The organism is Rhizobium sp. YTU87027 (assembly GCF_050644135.1).
In the GTDB taxonomy this organism is placed as follows: domain Bacteria; phylum Pseudomonadota; class Alphaproteobacteria; order Rhizobiales; family Rhizobiaceae; genus Rhizobium.
Genome location: NZ_CP098443.1, coordinates 549,297 through 566,688, shown reverse-complemented (window position 1 = coordinate 566,688; position 17,392 = coordinate 549,297). Strand labels below are relative to the sequence as shown.

Here is a 17,392-nt window from a genome sequence, read left to right as displayed (position 1 = left end):
GCGGCAAACAGAATGCCGCAGTAGAATCTGTCGGGAGGCAACTGCGATGGCCAACGATAGCAAGCACGAAGGCGGAGTGATCTACCATCTGCCCGGCCAGGAATATTTCGACATCCGCGAACTAAGGCGCCACGCTGGCGTCTTCTCGCTCTGGGCTCTGGGCGTCGGCGCCGTGATCTCCGGTGACTTTTCCGGCTGGAACCTGGGCTTTGCCGTCGGCGGTTGGGGCGGCATGTTCATCGGCACGGTTCTGATCACCATCATGTATCTCGGCCTCACCTACTCCATCGCCGAGATGAGCCCGGCTCTACCGCACACCGGCGGCGCCTACTCCTTCGCGCGGACGGCCTTCGGGCCGTGGGGCGGGTTTATCACCGGCGTTGCGGAAAACATCGAATACGTGCTGACGCCCGCCGTCGTGGTGTTCTTCATCGGTTCTTATTTGACCGGCATTTTTGGCACGCCTGAGAGCTTCCAGCCAATCTGGTGGCTCGCCGGCTACATTGTCTTCCTGGGCCTCAATGTCCGCGGGGTGGAACTCTCCTTCATCGTAACGGTCATCGTCACGCTGATCGCCCTTGCCATCCTCGTCTTCTTCTTCGTGAGCGCCATTCCGTTCATCGACTTCGGCAAGTATGCAATGAACATCGGCGTCGATCCGGCGACGGGTGCAGCCGTCGAGCTTCCGGACGGCGGCGGGCCGTTCCTGCCATTCGGCGTCTATGGTGTTCTGGCCTCGATGCCCTTCGCGGTCTGGCTGTTCCTGGCCATCGAGCAACTGCCGCTCGCGGCCGAGGAGTCGGTCGACCCGAGGCGCGACATGCCTCGAGGCATCATGCTCGGCATGTTCACGCTGATTGCGACAGGCTTCCTGGTGCTGATCATCAATCCAGCCATTCCGAGTGGGGCGTTCAAGCTCGGTTCTTCGGGCGAGCCGATCCTCGACGGCTTCCGTGCCATCTATGGAACGGGTTGGGCAAAAATTCTCGCATTGTTTGCCGTCGCCGGGCTGATCGCCAGCTTCCACGCCATCATCTTCGCCTTCGGACGGCAGATCTATTCACTGTCGCGGGCCGGCTACTTCCCGCATTTTCTCTCAGTGACCCACGGCGAGCACAAGACACCGAACACGGCGTTGATCGCCGGTTCACTCGTCGGCTTCCTCGTGATGCTGGCGGTCTGGTTCACCCAGGGCGGCGAACAGGCGGGCTCCTTCATCGGCGGCGTGCTTCTGAACATGGCCGTGTTCGGCGCCATGTTCTCCTATCTGTTACAAGGGCTGACGTTCATCCAGCTCCGACGCGGCTTTCCAAACATTGAGCGGCCCTACCGCAGCCCGTTCGGCGTGCCAGGTGCGGTCCTCACCGTGGTAATTGCTTTGGTCACGATCTTCTTCCAGCTCACCGATCCGCTCTATCAGAAGGGCATCATCGGCGTAGCGATCTGGTATGCGCTCGCAATCATCTATTTCGCCGCCCATGGTCGCAAAACGCTCGTCTATTCGCCGGAGGAGGAGTTTGCAGTCAAGCAGCGTGAAGGTGCGGCGTCGATGGATCGCGACCGCTAACCCTGGGGCCGCGACCAGCACTCCAGGAGCATCGCGGCGGGGGTGAAGCGCTGCGACTTCCCGGTCAAACCGGCGGGTGCACCACAGTATGCCCAATCACGACAATGCCTGCCAACATCAGGCATATGGCGGCGATCGCGCAGAGCGCGAGAACAGTTGGGAGATACCGGTTCATGCCGTCGAGACTCCAAGTTCGAATTCGTCTATCTCATATGGGTATTCCTGTTCGGCGCGACGAGAACCGAAGCACGAGATAACCTGCAACGCCGGAAACGGACGAACCGATCAGGATTCCCAGCTTAGCCCGATCCTGTATCGCCGGGTCTTCGAAGGCGAGTTGCCCGACGAAGAGACTCATGGTGAAACCAATGCCACACAGAAGTGCGATGCCCAGCATCTGCGGCCCGCTCGCGGCGCCGGGCAACTTCGCGAACCCGGCGCGTACCGTCAACACGACAGCGCCAAGGACACCGATAAGCTTGCCAGCTGCCAATCCCAATCCGACACCAAGCGTGACGGGCTCTGACAGCGAGTCGAGCGTGACGTCGACCAAGGAAACCCCGGCGTTGGCAAAGCCAAACAGAGGCACGATCAGGAAGGCAACCGGAACCTGAAGGCTATGTTCCAGCCGATGCAGAGGTGACACTGCGTGTGGCGCCCCGGGTGTTCCTCGCGTCAGTTTCAGGGGGATGGTCAGAGCCAGAAGAACGCCTGCGATCGTCGCATGGATGCCCGACAGGAAAACCAGGCCCCAAAGGGCGGCGCCCAGGACCAGATAGGGAGCGAGGCGACTGACCCCGGCTCGATTCATCGCAATCAAGGTAAAGAATGCGACGGCCGCACCACCAAGGGCCCAGTAGTTCATGTCACTTGCGTAAAACAGCGCAATGATCACGACCGCCCCGAGGTCGTCGATGATGGCAAGGGCTGCGAGAAAAACCTTGAGGGTCACCGGAACACGCGGTCCAGCCAAAGAAAGGACGCCAAGCGCAAAGGCGATGTCGGTCGCTGTCGGGATCGCCCAACCATGGGCTGCGGTGAAATCGCCCTGATTGAAAGCGCCGTAGATCAAGGCGGGAACGACCATGCCGCCGACGGCCGCGGCACCCGGCAGGATGCGGCGCGACCAGCTTGAAAGCTGGCCATCCAACACCTCACGCTTGATTTCCAGACCAACGAGCAGGAAGAAAAGCGCCATTAGCGCATCGTTGATCCAGTGCTGCAGGCTCATTGGTCCAATGGAAAGGTGCAGCGTCGCGAAATATACGGATGCCAGCGGCGAATTGGCGGTCACGATGGCCAGCAAAGCGACGATCATGAGCAGCATGCCTGCAGACGTCTCGCTGTCGAGAAACCGTCGGAAGGTGGAATGAATGAGGCCCTGGCCGATCGGGCGGTGCGACAAAGACATAGGGTCACGCTCCTTGTGAGAGTTGATCGAAGTCTCCGTCAATTTCGGGAATCCCGTGGCGCACGCAGCACACGCCATCCCGCGCAGGGTAGTTCATCGACCGCAAGCGTGCCATTGAAATCGACGTGATCAGCCCGAGTTGCAGCCGATTACGCAATGGGGTTGCTCCTATTGCGGGAGCGGTGATTTCTGCAAGCTGCGGTTGATTGTGACAATTTGATTTAGGAAGGTCGCCCGATCAAAACGAAAGGAGTGTGGCACGGTGAGAAACGCGAATGCGCCTACCGCAACCTCGTTGAGGGTGCAAACGACGGCCTTGCCGACAGAAAGTTCTACGAATACGCCCTTAAGACCAGCTCAAAGACCTCGGGCACGCGCTTCTCTCCCAGCGTCTGGCGCCTCCGACCCGCACAACGGACATAGTCTTGATGGCATTCACGGCATGACCATAAAATTCTCGGCAACGAAGTCGTCATCGCGGACGATTACGTCGAGACGACGACATGGCGAAACCAGAGCATTTAGTCGAGCCAGTTGCACCGCCCGCGACAAACCTGTCCTCGATGAGCACTTTGAGGTCAGATGAATAGACAGAAAAAACGCTCCTGGGCCATCATCATCGGCTTTGCTGTATGTTTGGTCTTGGCCGTCGCCCAGCTTGGGCTGTCGGTCGCTGTCTATTTCGGATGGCATCCTTAGCGGTCGTCGCCCGGCCAAGGATTATCGTGATGCGAACTTCCGACCAGTTTTGTTTTTTTGCTTATTGTCCCCCAGATCCGGCTCGCAGCTGTGTTTTGGGTCAGCGGAAGATCGAATCGGCAGACCACCAGAACGACTGTCTTGCTAATACCGGAGGGAAGCAGCCAAGTCGCCCAATGCGATATGGCGCAGCGCTGCAATCTCGGTGACGGGGCACTTGATCGCCATTTCCGCGTTTGGGCTACTTTCGGCTGGGACCCCTGCCTCCGCCATCCGAGCAGAGCATTGCTGTTAAAATGGTAGTGGCTGGGCATGGCCGGAAGCAGACGTTGACGTCACGCTCCATGCCACGCCCGACTTCATCAATCGCCGTGCACATATTGTCGTAGATGCGGCCGCCGACGACGAAGACGCGCAACGCTTGTTTTGTTGGCATCAAAACAGCATCTCGTGCGTCGGTAGCAAAGTAGGCCCGGACGATGAAGGCGCTGCTGTAGCTACGCTTTGTATGCGCCACCTGCAGTTTGGTGCACTCATTGCCGATGATCGCCCAGTCTTCCGACCAATCAAACTGGAAGGCTTCACCGGGTCCGAATGTCCCGCGTCCCGTCGTCTGGAGCTCTCGCTGTCGTCTGCTTCCATTCCCGAGCAAAGGCAGCGAAACGGCAACAGGATCCGTCGTAGCCTTAGCAAATCGGAGTGCTGTTGCTTCCAGGTCCGCTTCTCTGCGATTTGTGGGTTTCCGTCTTCGGCCAGGCTGACCCAAGGAACAATTCCAGTTCATCGGAGACGCCGCGGCGCCGAAGATGCGTACAAGAACGGCGAAGACAAGGTTCATTGCTCTGGCCGTGCTCCCATCATCGCAATTCCGAGCCTCAAAGGCGCCGCACGTAGCCCTTGAAGCTCAGGAAAGCGCCCAGCGTACCGATGAACAGCGCCACCAACATAGTGGCGGCACGGCCGCTATAGATGGTCGAACCCGCGGCAATTGCCACCTGCGGCACGGCAATGCGGAGGATGCCCCCGATTGTCATCAGCCAGCCGAGCAGCGTAATGATCACTCGCCAGTCCACCTGCCATCTATTGTGCAGGTTGACGATCGTGAGGCCAGCGAGCAGGGACAATACCCCGGACAGATAGAACAGGATGCCAAAATGCAGCGCCTCCGCGATCATGGTCTCATACATGCCAAGATTGATCAGCATCCCCAGCCAGACCGCCACAAATGTCGGCCCAAGGAGCCTGGCAAGAAATAACGATCGATCCAAGAGGCACCTCCATATCCGCTGGCGGCACTCCAGCTTCGCTTGACGCTAAAGGCCGCAAACCCCACCAACTAGCGGGTTATTTTTTGCCGTGCATCGTTTCCTCGGACTTAAGGTTTGGATCGAGCGTCGCGGCCAACCGGGGAACGCAGACGCGAAAGCGCCAGCGCCAAAACACTTCCAACGATGTCGATCGACGTCTCTGGCGCCGAGGGGCGATTACTGGGATCGAATGCGAGCCCAATGACGGCACCCCAGCCCTCCCCCGTTGCGACGGGCCAAAAGTCAAAGCGCGAGCCCAAGGCGGGATAGACGCCAGCGCGCGCGACAGTGCCCACCTCCAACGACAATCGCGCCGCCTCGAAGTCTGCCTCCTCTGGCTGCAGGCCGCCGACGCTTTTGACGGAAATCACCTTACCCTCCGCAACGAGCATCACAGTGGCGGGAACCTGGAACAGCGCAGCGAGAGTTTGAGACGTGACCGAGATAAGCGTATTCGTGCTGTCCGCCGCCACGACGTCGCGACTGTAGGCTTGCAACACAGTCGCCTGCCTTCTGAGAAGGGCCGCATCCGCCGCTCTGCGCCTAGAGGTGAACGCAATGCCACTCACAATCAGTCCGACGAGAAACAGCAGGCAAATGGCCCAGATATTTGCCGGGTCGTCGACGACCAGTGTATAGCGTGGCTCGGTCAGAAAGAAGTTATAGGCGAGAGCACCGAGTACGGCCGAGCAGAGCGACGGCCCAAAGCCGAAGGAAACGCCCGCGACGATCACCGGCACCACAAATACGAGTGAGACGTTCGGTATCGTCAAACCTCTATCGATGCCGACCGCCACGACCGCCGCGATGGCGGTCATTGTGAACGAAGCAAGATACCCCACCAGCGCCGAGGCCTCCCATGGTCGCGAGTCCGGGAGTGGATCGGTAACCGGCATCGTTGTAACTTCTGGTTCCAGCTTCGATTCAACATCGGCCATTGCATCACCTCCTGCCCAGTATACGGTCGCGGCGCCGCAACCATGGAACCGGTCGCGGCACGCGAAGTTGCATGTTGTTAGGGGAGTTAGTCTCGACCGTATAAATATTCCATGTGTCTGGGGACGAGATCGAAAAAAGTCGTTACGTCGGCAAGATTCCGGGAAATGACTTCGATGACGAAATCAAAATAGGCGGCCTCTTCCCTCTTCCATCAGCTTGCCACGGACGACGTCTACCGATTCCCAGCGTTGGACGAGATGTGCGCGGCACTCGCAGCCGCGGGCTTTCCCATCGCGCTACCCGCGGAGGCGACGATAGCATAGAAGACCGCCGCGATCCTCATTGTCGCAACAAAGACCGGGGCCGCTCCTGAAGGGCGGCCGCACCAGGCCAAGGCGTGAACCCCGCGGACGTCTTAGTCGTCCATCAGCGCTTCATCCTGCTGCTCCGCGAACGCCTCCCCGACGAGCGCATGGCGGCCGAGCAGCCCGACATCCTCCAATCCTTCGATGTCAGGAAGATCGCGCAGCGTCTCGAGACCAAAGACGGAGAGGAAATGTTTTGTTGTCACATAGGCGTAGGGTGCACCTGGCGTCGGGCTGCGCGGCCCTGACGATATGAAACCAGCGCCGCGCAATGCACCGATCGTATCACGGGATACTTCCTTGCCGAAGATCTTCGAGAGATCGCTCCGTGTCACCGGTTGGAAATATCCCACAGCCATCAGCACCATCGCCTCGAACTCCGAAAGCGTCGCCGCCCCTCCCCGCGTCGGCGCCGCCGAAGCCCGGATCGTCTCCGCGAAGCGAATCCGGGTGCGGTGCTGCCAGCCGCCGGCGACCGACACCAGTTCGTAGGGTCGGTCTCGCAGTTCCTCGACAAGATCGTCGATGATGAGATCGATGCTGCAGTCTTTGCCGACGACGCGTGCCAGCGTTTCTCGGCTGACCGGCTCGGCCGAGGCAAAGATCACCGCCTCGACCCGCAGCATCCATTCCCGCCAGCGCAGCTCCGCAGGCAAATCCTCCAGCTCGCGATCGTATAGGACATCGTCCTGGGGATTCTTTTTGGCGTGGCGCTTCGGCTGCGGTGTCGCGCTCATAGCGGCCACCTCACAATCCAAAAATCCGGAAGGAGGAGCGGCCGGAGAGTTCGCGCACGGCGCCAAAGCCCTCCAGCCGTTCGAACAGCCGCGTGGCGGCCCAGCGGGACAGGTTGGCGCCCGGCGCGGAGGCGGGCACGGCGTCCTCGTCGAGCAGTTTGCGGATCACCGATGCCGCTCCCTTCGTCCGAACCTTTGGCGCCGCCGCGACCAGCTGCTCGGCACGGCGGGCAATGTCGCCGGCCGACCGCAGCGCCGCGCCGGCGCCCGAGACCAGCGCCAGGCACACCGCCCGCTCAAAGCCGTCGTCGCCGGGCCGCAACCGCCCGCGACCTCCGGGGGTGCGGAAAGCGGCGCCAAAACGCTCCGCCATCAACAGCGGCACACAAAAATCCCAGCCGAGCTTTTCGGCCAAAAGCCGGTCGGCTAGCCACCAGGCGAGGATTTCGGCGTCGGGGCGGAGCGCGCAGATGTTTGCCACCAATGTGGCGGCAGCAAACGGCGCGGCGCTCGGCGACTGCAGGGCATCGTCGAACCGGTCGGCGATGTCGCTCACTCCCTCCCGACGCAACCCCATCAGATCGGTCAGGTCCTCGAGGATTTTGCTGCCGATCGTCCGTTTCCGGTCCGCCAGCGTTTGGAAAGCCAAAGCCAGGCGTCCGGCCGGTCCCGGATCGTCGCCGGGAGCGGTCCGCAGAATGGCGTCGCGCAGCGCCGATTGTTCCTCGTTACGGCCGATCAACCGAACCGCGGACGCACCGCAGGCGAGCGCCTGGCGGGATCGCCAGCAGCCCATCCACACAGGCGCGGTGCGGACGAGATCATCCAAGGATTTCAAGGCGATGCCGGCGGCGAAGGCGGCGTCGGCATCGCTCGGTTCGCGCCCGCGCGCCAATGTCCAGCCGGGCAGCTTGGCTGGCCAGGCCGGCGGCGTCGAAAGGGTGGGCACAAACGAATCCATGCGGCAGAACATAGAACATACGTGCGGTTTACACCAGATACCTACCATAAAACCGCACCGCCTGTCTGAAACAAACTATGTCCAATAACCTTCCATTATCGGACATATGATGGTAGGCTCTTGAACCATGCAAAATCCCCCGGCCAACACGCCCAAAATCGACAATATTGATGACGGCGACCTTCCCGCTGGCGGCGATCTCGTCATCGAAACCGGCGCCTCGCCCTCCGCCCCGCGGCCTACACCTCGTGTCGAAGCCCTGGTCGCGACCGCAACGGCCTACGCCAACGCCGCCAGTTCCGAAAACACCCGCGATGCCTACGCCAAGGACTGGCGGCATTTCACCGCCTGGTGCCGCCGCGAAGGTTTCGAGCCGATGCCGCCGTCGAGCCAGGTGATCGGCCTCTATATCGGTGCCTGTGCCGCCGGTGATCAGAAACGCAATACCCCTGCCCTGTCGGTGGCGACGATCGAGCGGCGCCTGTCCGGGCTGGCCTGGAACTTTACCCAGCGCGGCACGCCGATGGATCGCTCCGACCGGCATATTGCCACGGTCCTCGCCGGCATCCGCCGCAAGCACGCCAAGCCGCCGCGGCAAAAGGAGGCGGTGCTCGGCGAAGACATCAAGGCGATGGTCGACACGCTCGGTCATGATCTGCGCGGCCTGCGCGACCGGGCCATTCTGCTCCTGGGCTTCGCCGGTGGCCTGCGGCGATCTGAGATCGTCGGTCTCGACGTCGCCCGCGACGACCATCTGGATGGGAACCACAGCGACGGCCGTGGCTGGATCGAGATTTTTCCCGGACAAGGCGTGCTGCTGACGTTGCGCGGCAAAACCGGCTGGCGCCAGGTCGAGGTCGGCCGCGGCGCCTCCGACCAGACATGTCCCCTTGCTGCCGTCGAGCGCTGGATCCGCTTTGGCCGGATCGCCAGAGGTCCCCTCTTCCGCCGCATCTTCAAGGACAACAAGACGATCGACGTCGAGCGGCTCTCCGACAAACATGTCGCCCGGCTGGTCAAGCAGACCGCGCTTGCCGCCGGCGTCCGTTCCGATCTGCCGGAAGAGGAACGGGCCGGGCTGTTCGCCGGCCACTCGCTGCGCGCCGGGCTTGCCTCCTCCGCCGAGATCGAGGAGCGCTACGTGCAGAAGCAGTTGGGGCACGCCTCAGCCGAAATGACTCGCAAATATCAGCGCCGACGCGACCGCTTCCGCACCAATCTCACCAAGGCGTCAGGGCTTTAAGAGGCCCCTCCCCCGCCGCCAGCATGAAATCGTTAGCTCAAAAATGCGGGCTGGGTTTTTAGCTTAGCGCTTCAATTGAAATCGGGAAGTAAAAGCCACAGCGGGGGTGACATCGAAATGCGGCAAGGTCTGGATGGCGGATTGGCGTGATATTAACCTGTTGAATTCATGGTAAATACATCATTAACGAGAAGCTATATCCATACTTACTTCTGCTACTTTTGACCATTCTGAGTTATGCTTCTAACCATCGATAAGTATCAGGTATCGATAGTGATGGATTCTGACTCGCAGAGAAGGTTTGTCGGTCGCCCAGGATGGGCGGAAACGCCTGGTTTTCCGGGCTTTCCAGCCGATTTCGGCCGGGTTGACCGGAATTCGGCAAGCAGAATTCGACGGCCGCCTTCCGCGCAAACGGCCAATCGTAGTTCCTGAATTGAGTTTCCGCACCGTCCACCTGGCTCTCGGTCCGAGAGGGCACTCCGAAACCGCTGGTTTTCCGGCATTTCCGCCACCGGAGCCCGCTGGCGGGCGTTTGCCTATGTGGACGCTCCGTTGCTCGTCCATGATGGCGTTTCGACTCTGGCGGGTCTCTATTCGGTAGATAAAACACGCTTGCAACCGATCCTTTTCTCACGCATTCCTTGTCTGTACAAAGCACCAAAAAGTCGCGCGAGAAAATTATGGCAAAACGGCTAGCCACCAATCCATCGCCGGCCCCCAAACGTCTTATCGGCTATGCACGCGTCTCGACCGACGATCAGGTCCATGACGCGCAGATGGACGAGTTGCGCGCCGCCGGCTGTGAGCGGATTTTTCAGGAGCACGGATCTGGCGCTTCACGGGCCCGACCGGTTCTGACGAGACTGCTCGGCGAGCTCGCTGCCGGCGACGTACTTGTTGTTGTCCGGCTGGATCGCCTCGCCCGTTCAGTCAGCCATCTGTTGCAGGTGATCGAGGACCTTGAAGAGCGCGGCGTTCATTTCCGATCGATCCGCGATCCGATCGACACGTCCACGCCACAGGGCATGTTTTCTCTTCAGGTTCTCGGGGCCGTCGCACAGCTCGAACGGGCTCTGATCGCCGAACGAACCAAAGCCGGTATCAAAGCGGCAAAAGCGCGTGGCAAGTTGCCGGGCAACCCAGGACTTCGCGAGCGGCGCCCGGAGGCGATCAAGGCAGTCTCGAAGGCGCGAGAAAAACTTTATCTCGACGAGCTGATTTCGTCCGCCCAAACCTGGCTACCAATGGTCCGGCAGCTTCGTCCCCAGCATAGCTGGGACAGTGTCGTTCGGGTCCTCAATCGCCGCGGCCATGACTGGACGGTGGAACGACTGCGCCGCGCGGTGCATCGGATGGTCCGCGAGAAGCTTGCCGACCCCGAGCTCCTGGCACGCTCGCCCCGCCGCGCTCCAGAAGATTATCTGATGAAGCTCGTTGCGGCGATTACCATTGCCGATCCCGGCCTGTCGCTACGCGACATTGCCGCGCAACTGGATCAGATGGGCGAGCGGCCAGCGCGCGGTGGGCGCAAATGGCAGCCTTCTTCTGTTCGTCACCTGCTGGATGAGGCACATCGGTTTGGCCTCATCCGTCATTGAGGGCGCGGAGCATCAACTTGCCGATTGCCCGGTTTCTTGCGCGCCCTGTTTTTGACGGCAAAGATGCCAGTCTTGGCTCTCAACGATGCCGCAGGCGCGCTGACGGTATTCGGTTTCCGTCCGGAGTTTTATGGCTGACGCTGCCCGCGTTGGTAAAAAGACCCTATGATACTCTGGGGCCGGCCCACGCTCGAATTGCCGAAAGGCCTCGCGAACAGAGGGAGAGTGTCGAGCCGTCTTGGAAGCGTCCTCAGAGAGGAGGTCTGCGATGGCCGTAATGGTCACGGCTCGCCATGCCCGTGGAAGGCTGGTCAGCGGCGCCGTGCCTGCAGTGACTGGCGGCCGTTGACCATGGGGCAGCGGTAAACCCAGCGAGACGATGTATGGCGTTCCTTCCGGACGAATGACCGCGTCGCGGGCAACGGCCTTTTGCCAGGCCATCTCGCCGCTGACCATTCTATCGGGTGCCTGCGCCATTGAGCCTCCCAGCCGGAAGGCCGGCTTGGCCATCATCAATCGCTGCTGACCTCATACTGCTCGCCGACCATGACAGCTGGAAGACGTTGGCATATTTCTCCGCTCCAGAGACTGCTGTCGGCCATTTGCGGATCATTGTCCTCGCGACGTTCAGGTTTGGCGATAAGAGAGCACGACGATTAGTTCAAAGACGACTGCATTTTGTCCCGAAGATGCAGGAACGTTCGCTCCACAAAAAGCCAGAGAACGGCCGCGACGACAAAGCTTGCGATCAGATAGGCGAAAAAACCGAAGGTGCCTTGCAGATTCTCCTCTCCGACAACGAGGCGCGTGACGTGAAAGACGGACTTGTGCGTGAGATAAAGGCTGTAGGACAGCGTTGCTACAAGAGCTGCACCCGGCACGGGCCAGCGGCTGAGAACGTGCTCAAGATCGAGCATGGCGCAGAACAGCAGTGCGATGCCGATCGAGATCAGCGGGAAGCCCGCAACCGCGCCGAGTTGCGCCTGAAACACCGGAAAGATGCCTTGTCCTGCCAGGGGACCTCGATCGACAAAGCAGATGAGCGCTGTGATCACAAAGATCAGACCTGAAGGTATCGTGAGCTTTGGCGGCAGATATTGCCTGCAGAGCTCCGGCTTGAAGAAGCGGGCGGCTGCAAGCAAGACGCCGAACAGCAACCCATCCAAGCGTGTGTAAGTTGGATAGTAGATATCGCGGAGGTATGTCGCAAAGGCCGGGCGCAACTGGCCCTCTGTGACGAGGGTGCCAACCTGCATATCCCAGATCACGTAACGCAGTCCGATCCCGGCGAGTGTCAACAGTCCTGCGAGCGCAAGCACCCATCCCGTGCCAACGCGCTTATACAGGAGAAGAACCAGCAAGGGCAGGACGAGATAGAACTGCTCTTCGACGGCAAGCGTCCATGCCTGAGAAAAAGCGTTGCCCTCCCTCGGGTCGAACCCGAGATTGACCGTGAAGGTCGCGAATTTCCAGAGAGGCTGCATCGCTGAATTGTCGCGAAGGACTGGAACTAACGCGTAAAGGCCAAGGACCACGAAGAAGGCCGGAAAGATGCGGAACGCTCGCCGGAGGTAAAACGATTTGAAATCGACTGCCCCCGTGCGCGTCACTTCCTTGAACAGTTGCGTGCCGATCAGGTAGCCGCTGAGCACAAAGAAGATATCAACGCCGAGCCAGCCATATTCGCGGACGGTTACCAATGTGCCGGGCGTGGCGTTCAACGGAAGGTGGACAAGCATCACCAGCAAGATCGCCAGGGAGCGCAGGATATCGGGCCCAACCATCCGCGTGCCCGTTGTCACGACTCCCGTATGCGAGAGCAACGGAACATTGGCTGCATGCGAATTGTTCGTGGTGGCGAGCATGGTCATGCGCAACTCTCCGGCAGTTTCATGGCAAAGGCTGATGCCGGTTAGCTTACCGATCAATGGTTGCGATGGAATGGGGTGTAATTGAAACCGCTAATTAACCTAAATTTTTCGTAAAATTATAGCGAACCATTTCTTTTCTGTGCTGTCCTTTTCTGCGCTGTCGTAGACCGAAAAGTTGCGATGATTGGGTACTGCCGCATTCCTGTCGACCAGGAAGATTCCGGTGAACCTAGAGGACCAAAAAGTCTATCGATAGAATGAAATGAGTTCCGCTCAATCACGCTAATCGACACCGATAAAGTCGGAGCAAATCACAGCGCGAGAGCCATCTCATGCCGAAGCCAAAGGCTGAAATTCGTCGCCCATCATCTTTGGAATCCGGTCGGACGGACCGAAGATCCCGACCACGGCATGCCGGCTGGGGTCGAGGCTGGGCTACGCATTCAAGGCTGTTGCGGGCCGACGGTCCGCACGCGCCCGACACGGTGCGTCGGCTGACCTCGTTGTCGATTCTGACACGCTGGCGCGGCCTGACAGGATCTTTCTCCGCTCCCTCCCTGAAATCCGCGCTACTAATAACAGCGCAGCGCGACTGGTCACCTAGTCGTTATCCCCTGGATGTGACCGTAGTGAGCGATAAAGCCCTCGCTGTGCAGGGCTTTGTCGGCAATCCGCCAAGCCAAGCGCAGCCCCGCGAGTCCAACGTAACCCCGCGAACGTGCGCTCCTCGTCACTAGTGGCTACGGAGCGCTGTCTTGCTGTGTCCAATTTCCATTCCACGCGTTATGGATTTCCCATCTATGACTTACTTTCCCTACGGTTTGCGAGTGATACCGCCCGGTCCAATCGCAGCGGAACGCACTTGCGATAGCAGTTGGCTTAGGTAGAATACCGAATAATAGGAACCAAGGAACCAAGCATGGCGCTGAGCATCAAAGACGCCGAGACGGAACGCCTCGCTAAGGCGCTCGCCGAGAAAACCGGAGAGACGATTACCATGGCCACGCGCCGCGCCTTGGAAGAGCGGCTGCGGCGTCTCGCCAATGCAGGAAATCGCACCGTTCTATTGGAGGAGCTCGCCGCCAGCCGCAGACGCTGGGGTAAGCTGACGGTTCTCGATAACCGTACTGTCGACGAGATTCTGGGCTATGACGAAAACGGACTTCCCGGCTGATGGTGATCGACACATCCGCGGTCGTGGCGATTGCCTTTGGCGAACCGGAAGCTGAAGCATTCGAGGCAAAGATTGTTGATGCTCCACGGCGCTTCATGACAGCGGCCTCCGTCCTTGAGTTGGCAATCGTGATAGAAGCGCGCATGGGTGAGGCAGGCGCTGCGGAACTGGATTTGTGGCTTCACAAAGCCGGCGTCGAAATCGTCTCGGTCGACACCGACCAGATCGCGATCGCGCGACGAGCTTGGCGTGCCTTTGGTAAAGGACGTCATCCGGCAGGTTTGAACTATGGCGACTGCTTCTCGTATGCGCTGGCAAAGACCCGTGGCGAGCCGCTCCTTTTCAAGGGCGATGATTTCTCGCGAACAGACATCGAAACAGTGTGAAGTGGTTCGGTGACAAGCCCGCGAGGGCTTTGAGGGCCTACCAATCAGATCAAAGTTGGACCACAACAGCGCGTACGCACAACTCAACGCGCCGGGCAACTTTGCCCGACACCCCTGAAGAAATTCTGAAAGGCACCTGATGGAAATCGAAACGGTCGCGATCGAAACCCGGAATGATTTCGCGCAATGGGCAATCGAGCGGGCGCGCGCGATCGTCGCCGAGCAAGGCGGGAACCTGGCGATTGCGGCGCGCGATATGGACGAGCAGGCAATCGCGGCGAGCGGAAACGCACTCGGAAGCGCCATAACCGAGGCTCTCCTGGAAATATTCGACGCTCTTATGCCAGAAGGCGACGATTAAGCTCAGTGCTCCATGCGACTACCTAGCGAAGAGATCATGGGAAAAAACCTCGGTCCGATTGAAGCTCAGCCCTATCTCAAGCAAATTCTCCGCAAACCAAGGAGTTTCACGAATGCAGTCTGGCTTGGCGACCGTCATTATCGCGGATGACGGCTACAGCGAACATGTCGCCTTTGAGCTGACAAACAGATCTGGGCTGATCTTCGCCCGCCAGGAGTTTCTCGTGCGCGCGAAGAACGCCAGGAATGTGCGCCTGTCACTTTTGACCGCCCGCTCAGAACATACCATTCGCATCGGTAATATCGATGCAAGCTGCGCCAGTTTCTCCATCCTTCAGGACCTTACGCCCTCCTGAAAATCTGCACAGCCGGTCGATACGCTCGCACCGCACTGTCAAACTCCCTTCACGATCCCCATCTACGTCGGGCTTTGAAGTGGAGTGCTCAATGACGAAACCCTGGACAACAAGCCGCGGCCCGATTACGGCAAACGAGGCAGATCTTGCCAAGGCGCGCGCCATCAATGCCCTCCTCCTGCGCCCCATCGAGATTCTGCCGGCCAAAATCGGCGACCCGATCCGGCCTTTCGCACTCGGTCTCTGGAACGACATCCGCCCTCTCCTCAAGCCTGAGGTCGGCGTCACGAAGCTGCGCCGCGCAACGGGAGCTTATCTGCATTCCAAGCGGTATTTCTTCGCAACAGCCCAACCCGACTCGATGCGCTTCAACCTGCAAGGCGATCCTGCCGAACCCGTGTCGGACGTCGACCGGATTGCTGCGCAGGAGCGCTTTCAGAGCCTCACGGGTGGCAGCGCCGCGACGGCACAGAATGCCGCGGTGTCTCCCCCTCCTCTCACCAAGAGCGAGCAGATTCGAGCGGCTTTGCTCACGCGTCTCAACGAGAAAACTGCGCTCACTGAGCGATAATCTGACAATCCTGTCGGACAATCCGGTCCGCTGGTCTATCGCGCCGTGGGCGTGCAGCAGCGCCATCGGCTTAGGGTCGAGCGAGAACTCATTCGCCGGCGGAGTAGATGGCAGCCCTGTCCGGATTACTGCCGATAGTTCCCTGCGCCTGGCAACAAACGCCCAAATCGGACGGCGGCCGCTCCCCTCTTTCCGGGGGCGATAGAACCATCTCGGTCTCAGACTGTGCAGATCACGTCGAGCCAGCGTAACCCGACGGAGCCCGGGCGTCTCGCCCCGCTTTCGAGATGGCATTTCTGTAATCGTCAAATTTCGCGCGTCTATTGGAAGGACAAGCACTCCTGGACATCAATCTGTTGAGTCTACGCTGCCTGACATACCCGCCACCTCGCTCACAACGCTCAGATGGAGATTGGTCAATTCAGGAGCAGACCAAAGGTTGGGAACACCATCACGGGTCGAACTATCCAAACGTTTAACCGAACAATCTTTTTTCCACACCGGCTTAGTCTAACTTGTCCGTTAAGCCTTCGAATGAACTTGAGAGTCTCGTGCCTACAAAACCCTGACAGCTGTCAGGGTTTTCCTGCCGTGACCAGCTCATACGGCTACACGGATATTTTCCCCATTTGCCCTCAGCAGGGCCATGAGCATCGGCCCGAGCGAAAACTCCCCTCGTCGCGCTCGTGCAGTCAAATCCCGGAGATATCCGCCAGGCGAGTTAATGTGCCCGCCCCTCTCCAGAATGCAGGCCACCGTAGCTGCCGCATTCTCCGGACCCATTGAATCGCAAGCATCCTGATACGCACTGGGGCTTATGCCCAACATCGATCGAACGACCACCGAGGCTGACATAAGTTCACGCCAGCTCGAAACTACTCCGTCCGGCCCGTAAGCGCTGACCTCTGGGCATGCCCGAAGCACCATACCCAACGGAAACGCCTTTATCGCCTCCATGGTAGGTCGCTGTTTTGCCTCAGGCCTCGCCCCCGGCTCGTTTCTAGAGCAAGGTTCAAGTTCATTGCTGGATTCGGTATTTGAATTCTGTATGTGGCGTTCAATTCGGATATCATTGCCGTCCATTTTTTCAGAATTCATCTGCAGTTCCAGCCTGTTGAGGATCTCGGCGCGCAGCATCTCCATTTCCTCGCTGAGGTCTTGCAGATCTCCGATCGTCGGAGTGCGCGGCATGCGTCCGACAAGCTCGAGATACATCGCTTCAATGACTCCCCAGTCTCCCGGAGCACCCTCTTCCATGGCCGCGGATATGAGCTTGCGCACATCCCGGCGGCAGACGGACAGCGTTTCCTTCAGACGGCGGAACCTCGCTCGGTCTGCAGTCACTTGCTGAGCCATCAGAGCGAGCTCCTCGGCGCGAGCAAGCAACGGCGACAGATCGAAGCCATAGGCATCTTCGATCCCGCCAGTGCCATCCTTACGAGCATAGCGCTTCCCGTTGGCGCTGTCCTTGCGATTGATCAATCCTGCCTCGACCAGCGCCGCAAGATGCCGACGCAGCGTCGTACCCGTTATGCCGTGCGCTCGAACCGACAGCTGCGCGTTCGAAGGAAACACGATCATTGTCCGTTCCTGCGACAACGTATTGTCCGGGTAGAAGCTGAGCAGCGCATCAAGAACCGCCAAGGCACGGTCTTGAACCCCAAGCAAAGTCCTTGCCTCGCAGGCGTCCCTGAACACCGCCCATTTGTCGGCCGACTTGCCTTCTTTCATCTCTGCCGTAAGAGCCTGCCTCTTTAACAAGGCAAGCGTCATCGGCCGCCGCCCAAAGGGCGTCGTCACTGTGCCTGTCTGCATTTTCTTTCACCCTTCAAAAGGCAAAAGAA

16 protein-coding genes and 1 pseudogene are annotated in these 17,392 nt (G+C 59.7%); 9 read left to right on the top strand and 8 right to left on the bottom strand.

Features of this window, described 5'->3' with window-relative positions; genetic code table 11:
* The first annotated feature begins 46 nt into the window (after positions 1 to 46).
* Positions 47 to 1,567, top strand: coding sequence for an amino acid permease (locus NBG89_RS33165; protein WP_431324839.1), 1,521 nt, complete (start codon positions 47 to 49; stop codon positions 1,565 to 1,567).
* Between the two features lie 208 nt (positions 1,568 to 1,775).
* Here NBG89_RS33165 and nhaA read toward each other — a convergent pair whose 3' ends face one another.
* From nhaA to NBG89_RS33135, 6 genes are all read right to left on the bottom strand, one after another.
* Positions 1,776 to 2,978 (bottom strand): Na+/H+ antiporter NhaA, encoded by a 1,203-nt coding sequence (gene nhaA / locus NBG89_RS33160; RefSeq protein ID WP_431324838.1) that lies wholly within the window; start codon positions 2,976 to 2,978, stop codon positions 1,776 to 1,778.
* A gap of 940 nt (positions 2,979 to 3,918) precedes the next feature.
* Positions 3,919 to 4,515, bottom strand: coding sequence for a hypothetical protein (locus tag NBG89_RS33155; protein ID WP_431324837.1), 597 nt, complete (start codon positions 4,513 to 4,515; stop codon positions 3,919 to 3,921).
* 37 nt (positions 4,516 to 4,552) lie between these two features.
* Entirely contained in the window at positions 4,553 to 4,945 is a 393-nt protein-coding gene (locus tag NBG89_RS33150; RefSeq protein ID WP_431324836.1) for a hypothetical protein, read from the bottom strand.
* Between the two features lie 107 nt (positions 4,946 to 5,052).
* On the bottom strand, positions 5,053 to 5,922 hold the full coding sequence (locus NBG89_RS33145; protein WP_431324835.1) for a DUF4118 domain-containing protein: 870 nt from the start codon (positions 5,920 to 5,922) through the stop codon (positions 5,053 to 5,055).
* A 416-nt stretch (positions 5,923 to 6,338) separates the two neighbouring features.
* Complete coding sequence (gene scpB / locus NBG89_RS33140; protein ID WP_431324834.1) at positions 6,339 to 7,025, bottom strand: SMC-Scp complex subunit ScpB; 687 nt, start codon at positions 7,023 to 7,025, stop codon at positions 6,339 to 6,341.
* Positions 7,026 to 7,035: 10 nt separating this feature from the next.
* Positions 7,036 to 7,998, bottom strand: a complete 963-nt coding sequence (locus NBG89_RS33135; protein ID WP_431324963.1) for a DUF1403 family protein — start codon at positions 7,996 to 7,998, stop codon at positions 7,036 to 7,038.
* A 115-nt stretch (positions 7,999 to 8,113) separates the two neighbouring features.
* Between NBG89_RS33135 and NBG89_RS33130 the strand changes: the two genes are divergently transcribed.
* Both NBG89_RS33130 and NBG89_RS33125 read left to right on the top strand, forming a co-directional pair.
* Positions 8,114 to 9,229 carry a tyrosine-type recombinase/integrase gene (locus tag NBG89_RS33130; RefSeq protein WP_431324833.1) on the top strand — a complete coding sequence of 372 codons (1,116 nt, stop codon included), beginning with the start codon at positions 8,114 to 8,116 and terminating at the stop codon, positions 9,227 to 9,229.
* 683 nt (positions 9,230 to 9,912) lie between these two features.
* Complete coding sequence (locus NBG89_RS33125; RefSeq protein WP_431324832.1) at positions 9,913 to 10,830, top strand: recombinase family protein; 918 nt, start codon at positions 9,913 to 9,915, stop codon at positions 10,828 to 10,830.
* 656 nt (positions 10,831 to 11,486) lie between these two features.
* Here NBG89_RS33125 and NBG89_RS33120 read toward each other — a convergent pair.
* A complete protein-coding gene (locus NBG89_RS33120; protein ID WP_431324831.1) occupies positions 11,487 to 12,701 on the bottom strand; it encodes an acyltransferase family protein in 1,215 nt (404 codons plus the stop codon).
* A gap of 348 nt (positions 12,702 to 13,049) precedes the next feature.
* Here NBG89_RS33120 and NBG89_RS33115 point away from each other — a divergent pair.
* The 6 genes and pseudogenes from NBG89_RS33115 to NBG89_RS33090 form a co-directional block, all read left to right on the top strand.
* Positions 13,050 to 13,303 (top strand): annotated as a pseudogene (locus NBG89_RS33115) (integrase); the annotation flags it as partial.
* Between the two features lie 317 nt (positions 13,304 to 13,620).
* On the top strand, positions 13,621 to 13,875 hold the full coding sequence (locus tag NBG89_RS33110; protein ID WP_431324830.1) for a type II toxin-antitoxin system VapB family antitoxin: 255 nt from the start codon (positions 13,621 to 13,623) through the stop codon (positions 13,873 to 13,875).
* Positions 13,875 to 14,261: a type II toxin-antitoxin system VapC family toxin gene (locus NBG89_RS33105; RefSeq protein ID WP_431324829.1), complete on the top strand. Its 387-nt coding sequence runs from the start codon at positions 13,875 to 13,877 to the stop codon at positions 14,259 to 14,261. Before NBG89_RS33110 ends, NBG89_RS33105 begins: the two co-directional genes overlap by 1 nt.
* Before the next feature lie 139 nt (positions 14,262 to 14,400).
* Positions 14,401 to 14,622: a hypothetical protein gene (locus NBG89_RS33100; RefSeq protein ID WP_431324828.1), complete on the top strand. Its 222-nt coding sequence runs from the start codon at positions 14,401 to 14,403 to the stop codon at positions 14,620 to 14,622.
* Between the two features lie 112 nt (positions 14,623 to 14,734).
* Entirely contained in the window at positions 14,735 to 14,977 is a 243-nt protein-coding gene (locus tag NBG89_RS33095) for a hypothetical protein (RefSeq protein WP_431324227.1), read from the top strand.
* A gap of 91 nt (positions 14,978 to 15,068) precedes the next feature.
* Positions 15,069 to 15,548 (top strand): ProQ/FINO family protein, encoded by a 480-nt coding sequence (locus NBG89_RS33090; protein ID WP_431324827.1) that lies wholly within the window; start codon positions 15,069 to 15,071, stop codon positions 15,546 to 15,548.
* Between the two features lie 600 nt (positions 15,549 to 16,148).
* Here NBG89_RS33090 and repC read toward each other — a convergent pair.
* Positions 16,149 to 17,363, bottom strand: coding sequence for a plasmid replication protein RepC (gene repC / locus NBG89_RS33085; protein WP_431324826.1), 1,215 nt, complete (start codon positions 17,361 to 17,363; stop codon positions 16,149 to 16,151).
* Positions 17,364 to 17,392: the final 29 nt, after the last annotated feature.

Coding starts and splice junctions, on each gene's coding strand:
- repC (WP_431324826.1), bottom strand. CDS start 17,363: ATGCAGACAGGCACAGTGACGACGCCCTTTGGGCGGCGGCCGATGACG.
- NBG89_RS33105 (WP_431324829.1), top strand. CDS start 13,875: ATGGTGATCGACACATCCGCGGTCGTGGCGATTGCCTTTGGCGAACCG.
- NBG89_RS33110 (WP_431324830.1), top strand. CDS start 13,621: ATGGCGCTGAGCATCAAAGACGCCGAGACGGAACGCCTCGCTAAGGCG.
- NBG89_RS33100 (WP_431324828.1), top strand. CDS start 14,401: ATGGAAATCGAAACGGTCGCGATCGAAACCCGGAATGATTTCGCGCAA.
- NBG89_RS33120 (WP_431324831.1), bottom strand. CDS start 12,701: ATGACCATGCTCGCCACCACGAACAATTCGCATGCAGCCAATGTTCCG.
- NBG89_RS33165 (WP_431324839.1), top strand. CDS start 47: ATGGCCAACGATAGCAAGCACGAAGGCGGAGTGATCTACCATCTGCCC.
- NBG89_RS33125 (WP_431324832.1), top strand. CDS start 9,913: ATGGCAAAACGGCTAGCCACCAATCCATCGCCGGCCCCCAAACGTCTT.
- NBG89_RS33155 (WP_431324837.1), bottom strand. CDS start 4,515: ATGAACCTTGTCTTCGCCGTTCTTGTACGCATCTTCGGCGCCGCGGCG.
- NBG89_RS33135 (WP_431324963.1), bottom strand. CDS start 7,998: ATGTTCTGCCGCATGGATTCGTTTGTGCCCACCCTTTCGACGCCGCCG.
- NBG89_RS33145 (WP_431324835.1), bottom strand. CDS start 5,922: ATGGCCGATGTTGAATCGAAGCTGGAACCAGAAGTTACAACGATGCCG.
- NBG89_RS33090 (WP_431324827.1), top strand. CDS start 15,069: ATGACGAAACCCTGGACAACAAGCCGCGGCCCGATTACGGCAAACGAG.
- nhaA (WP_431324838.1), bottom strand. CDS start 2,978: ATGTCTTTGTCGCACCGCCCGATCGGCCAGGGCCTCATTCATTCCACC.
- NBG89_RS33130 (WP_431324833.1), top strand. CDS start 8,114: ATGCAAAATCCCCCGGCCAACACGCCCAAAATCGACAATATTGATGAC.
- scpB (WP_431324834.1), bottom strand. CDS start 7,025: ATGAGCGCGACACCGCAGCCGAAGCGCCACGCCAAAAAGAATCCCCAG.
- NBG89_RS33095 (WP_431324227.1), top strand. CDS start 14,735: ATGCAGTCTGGCTTGGCGACCGTCATTATCGCGGATGACGGCTACAGC.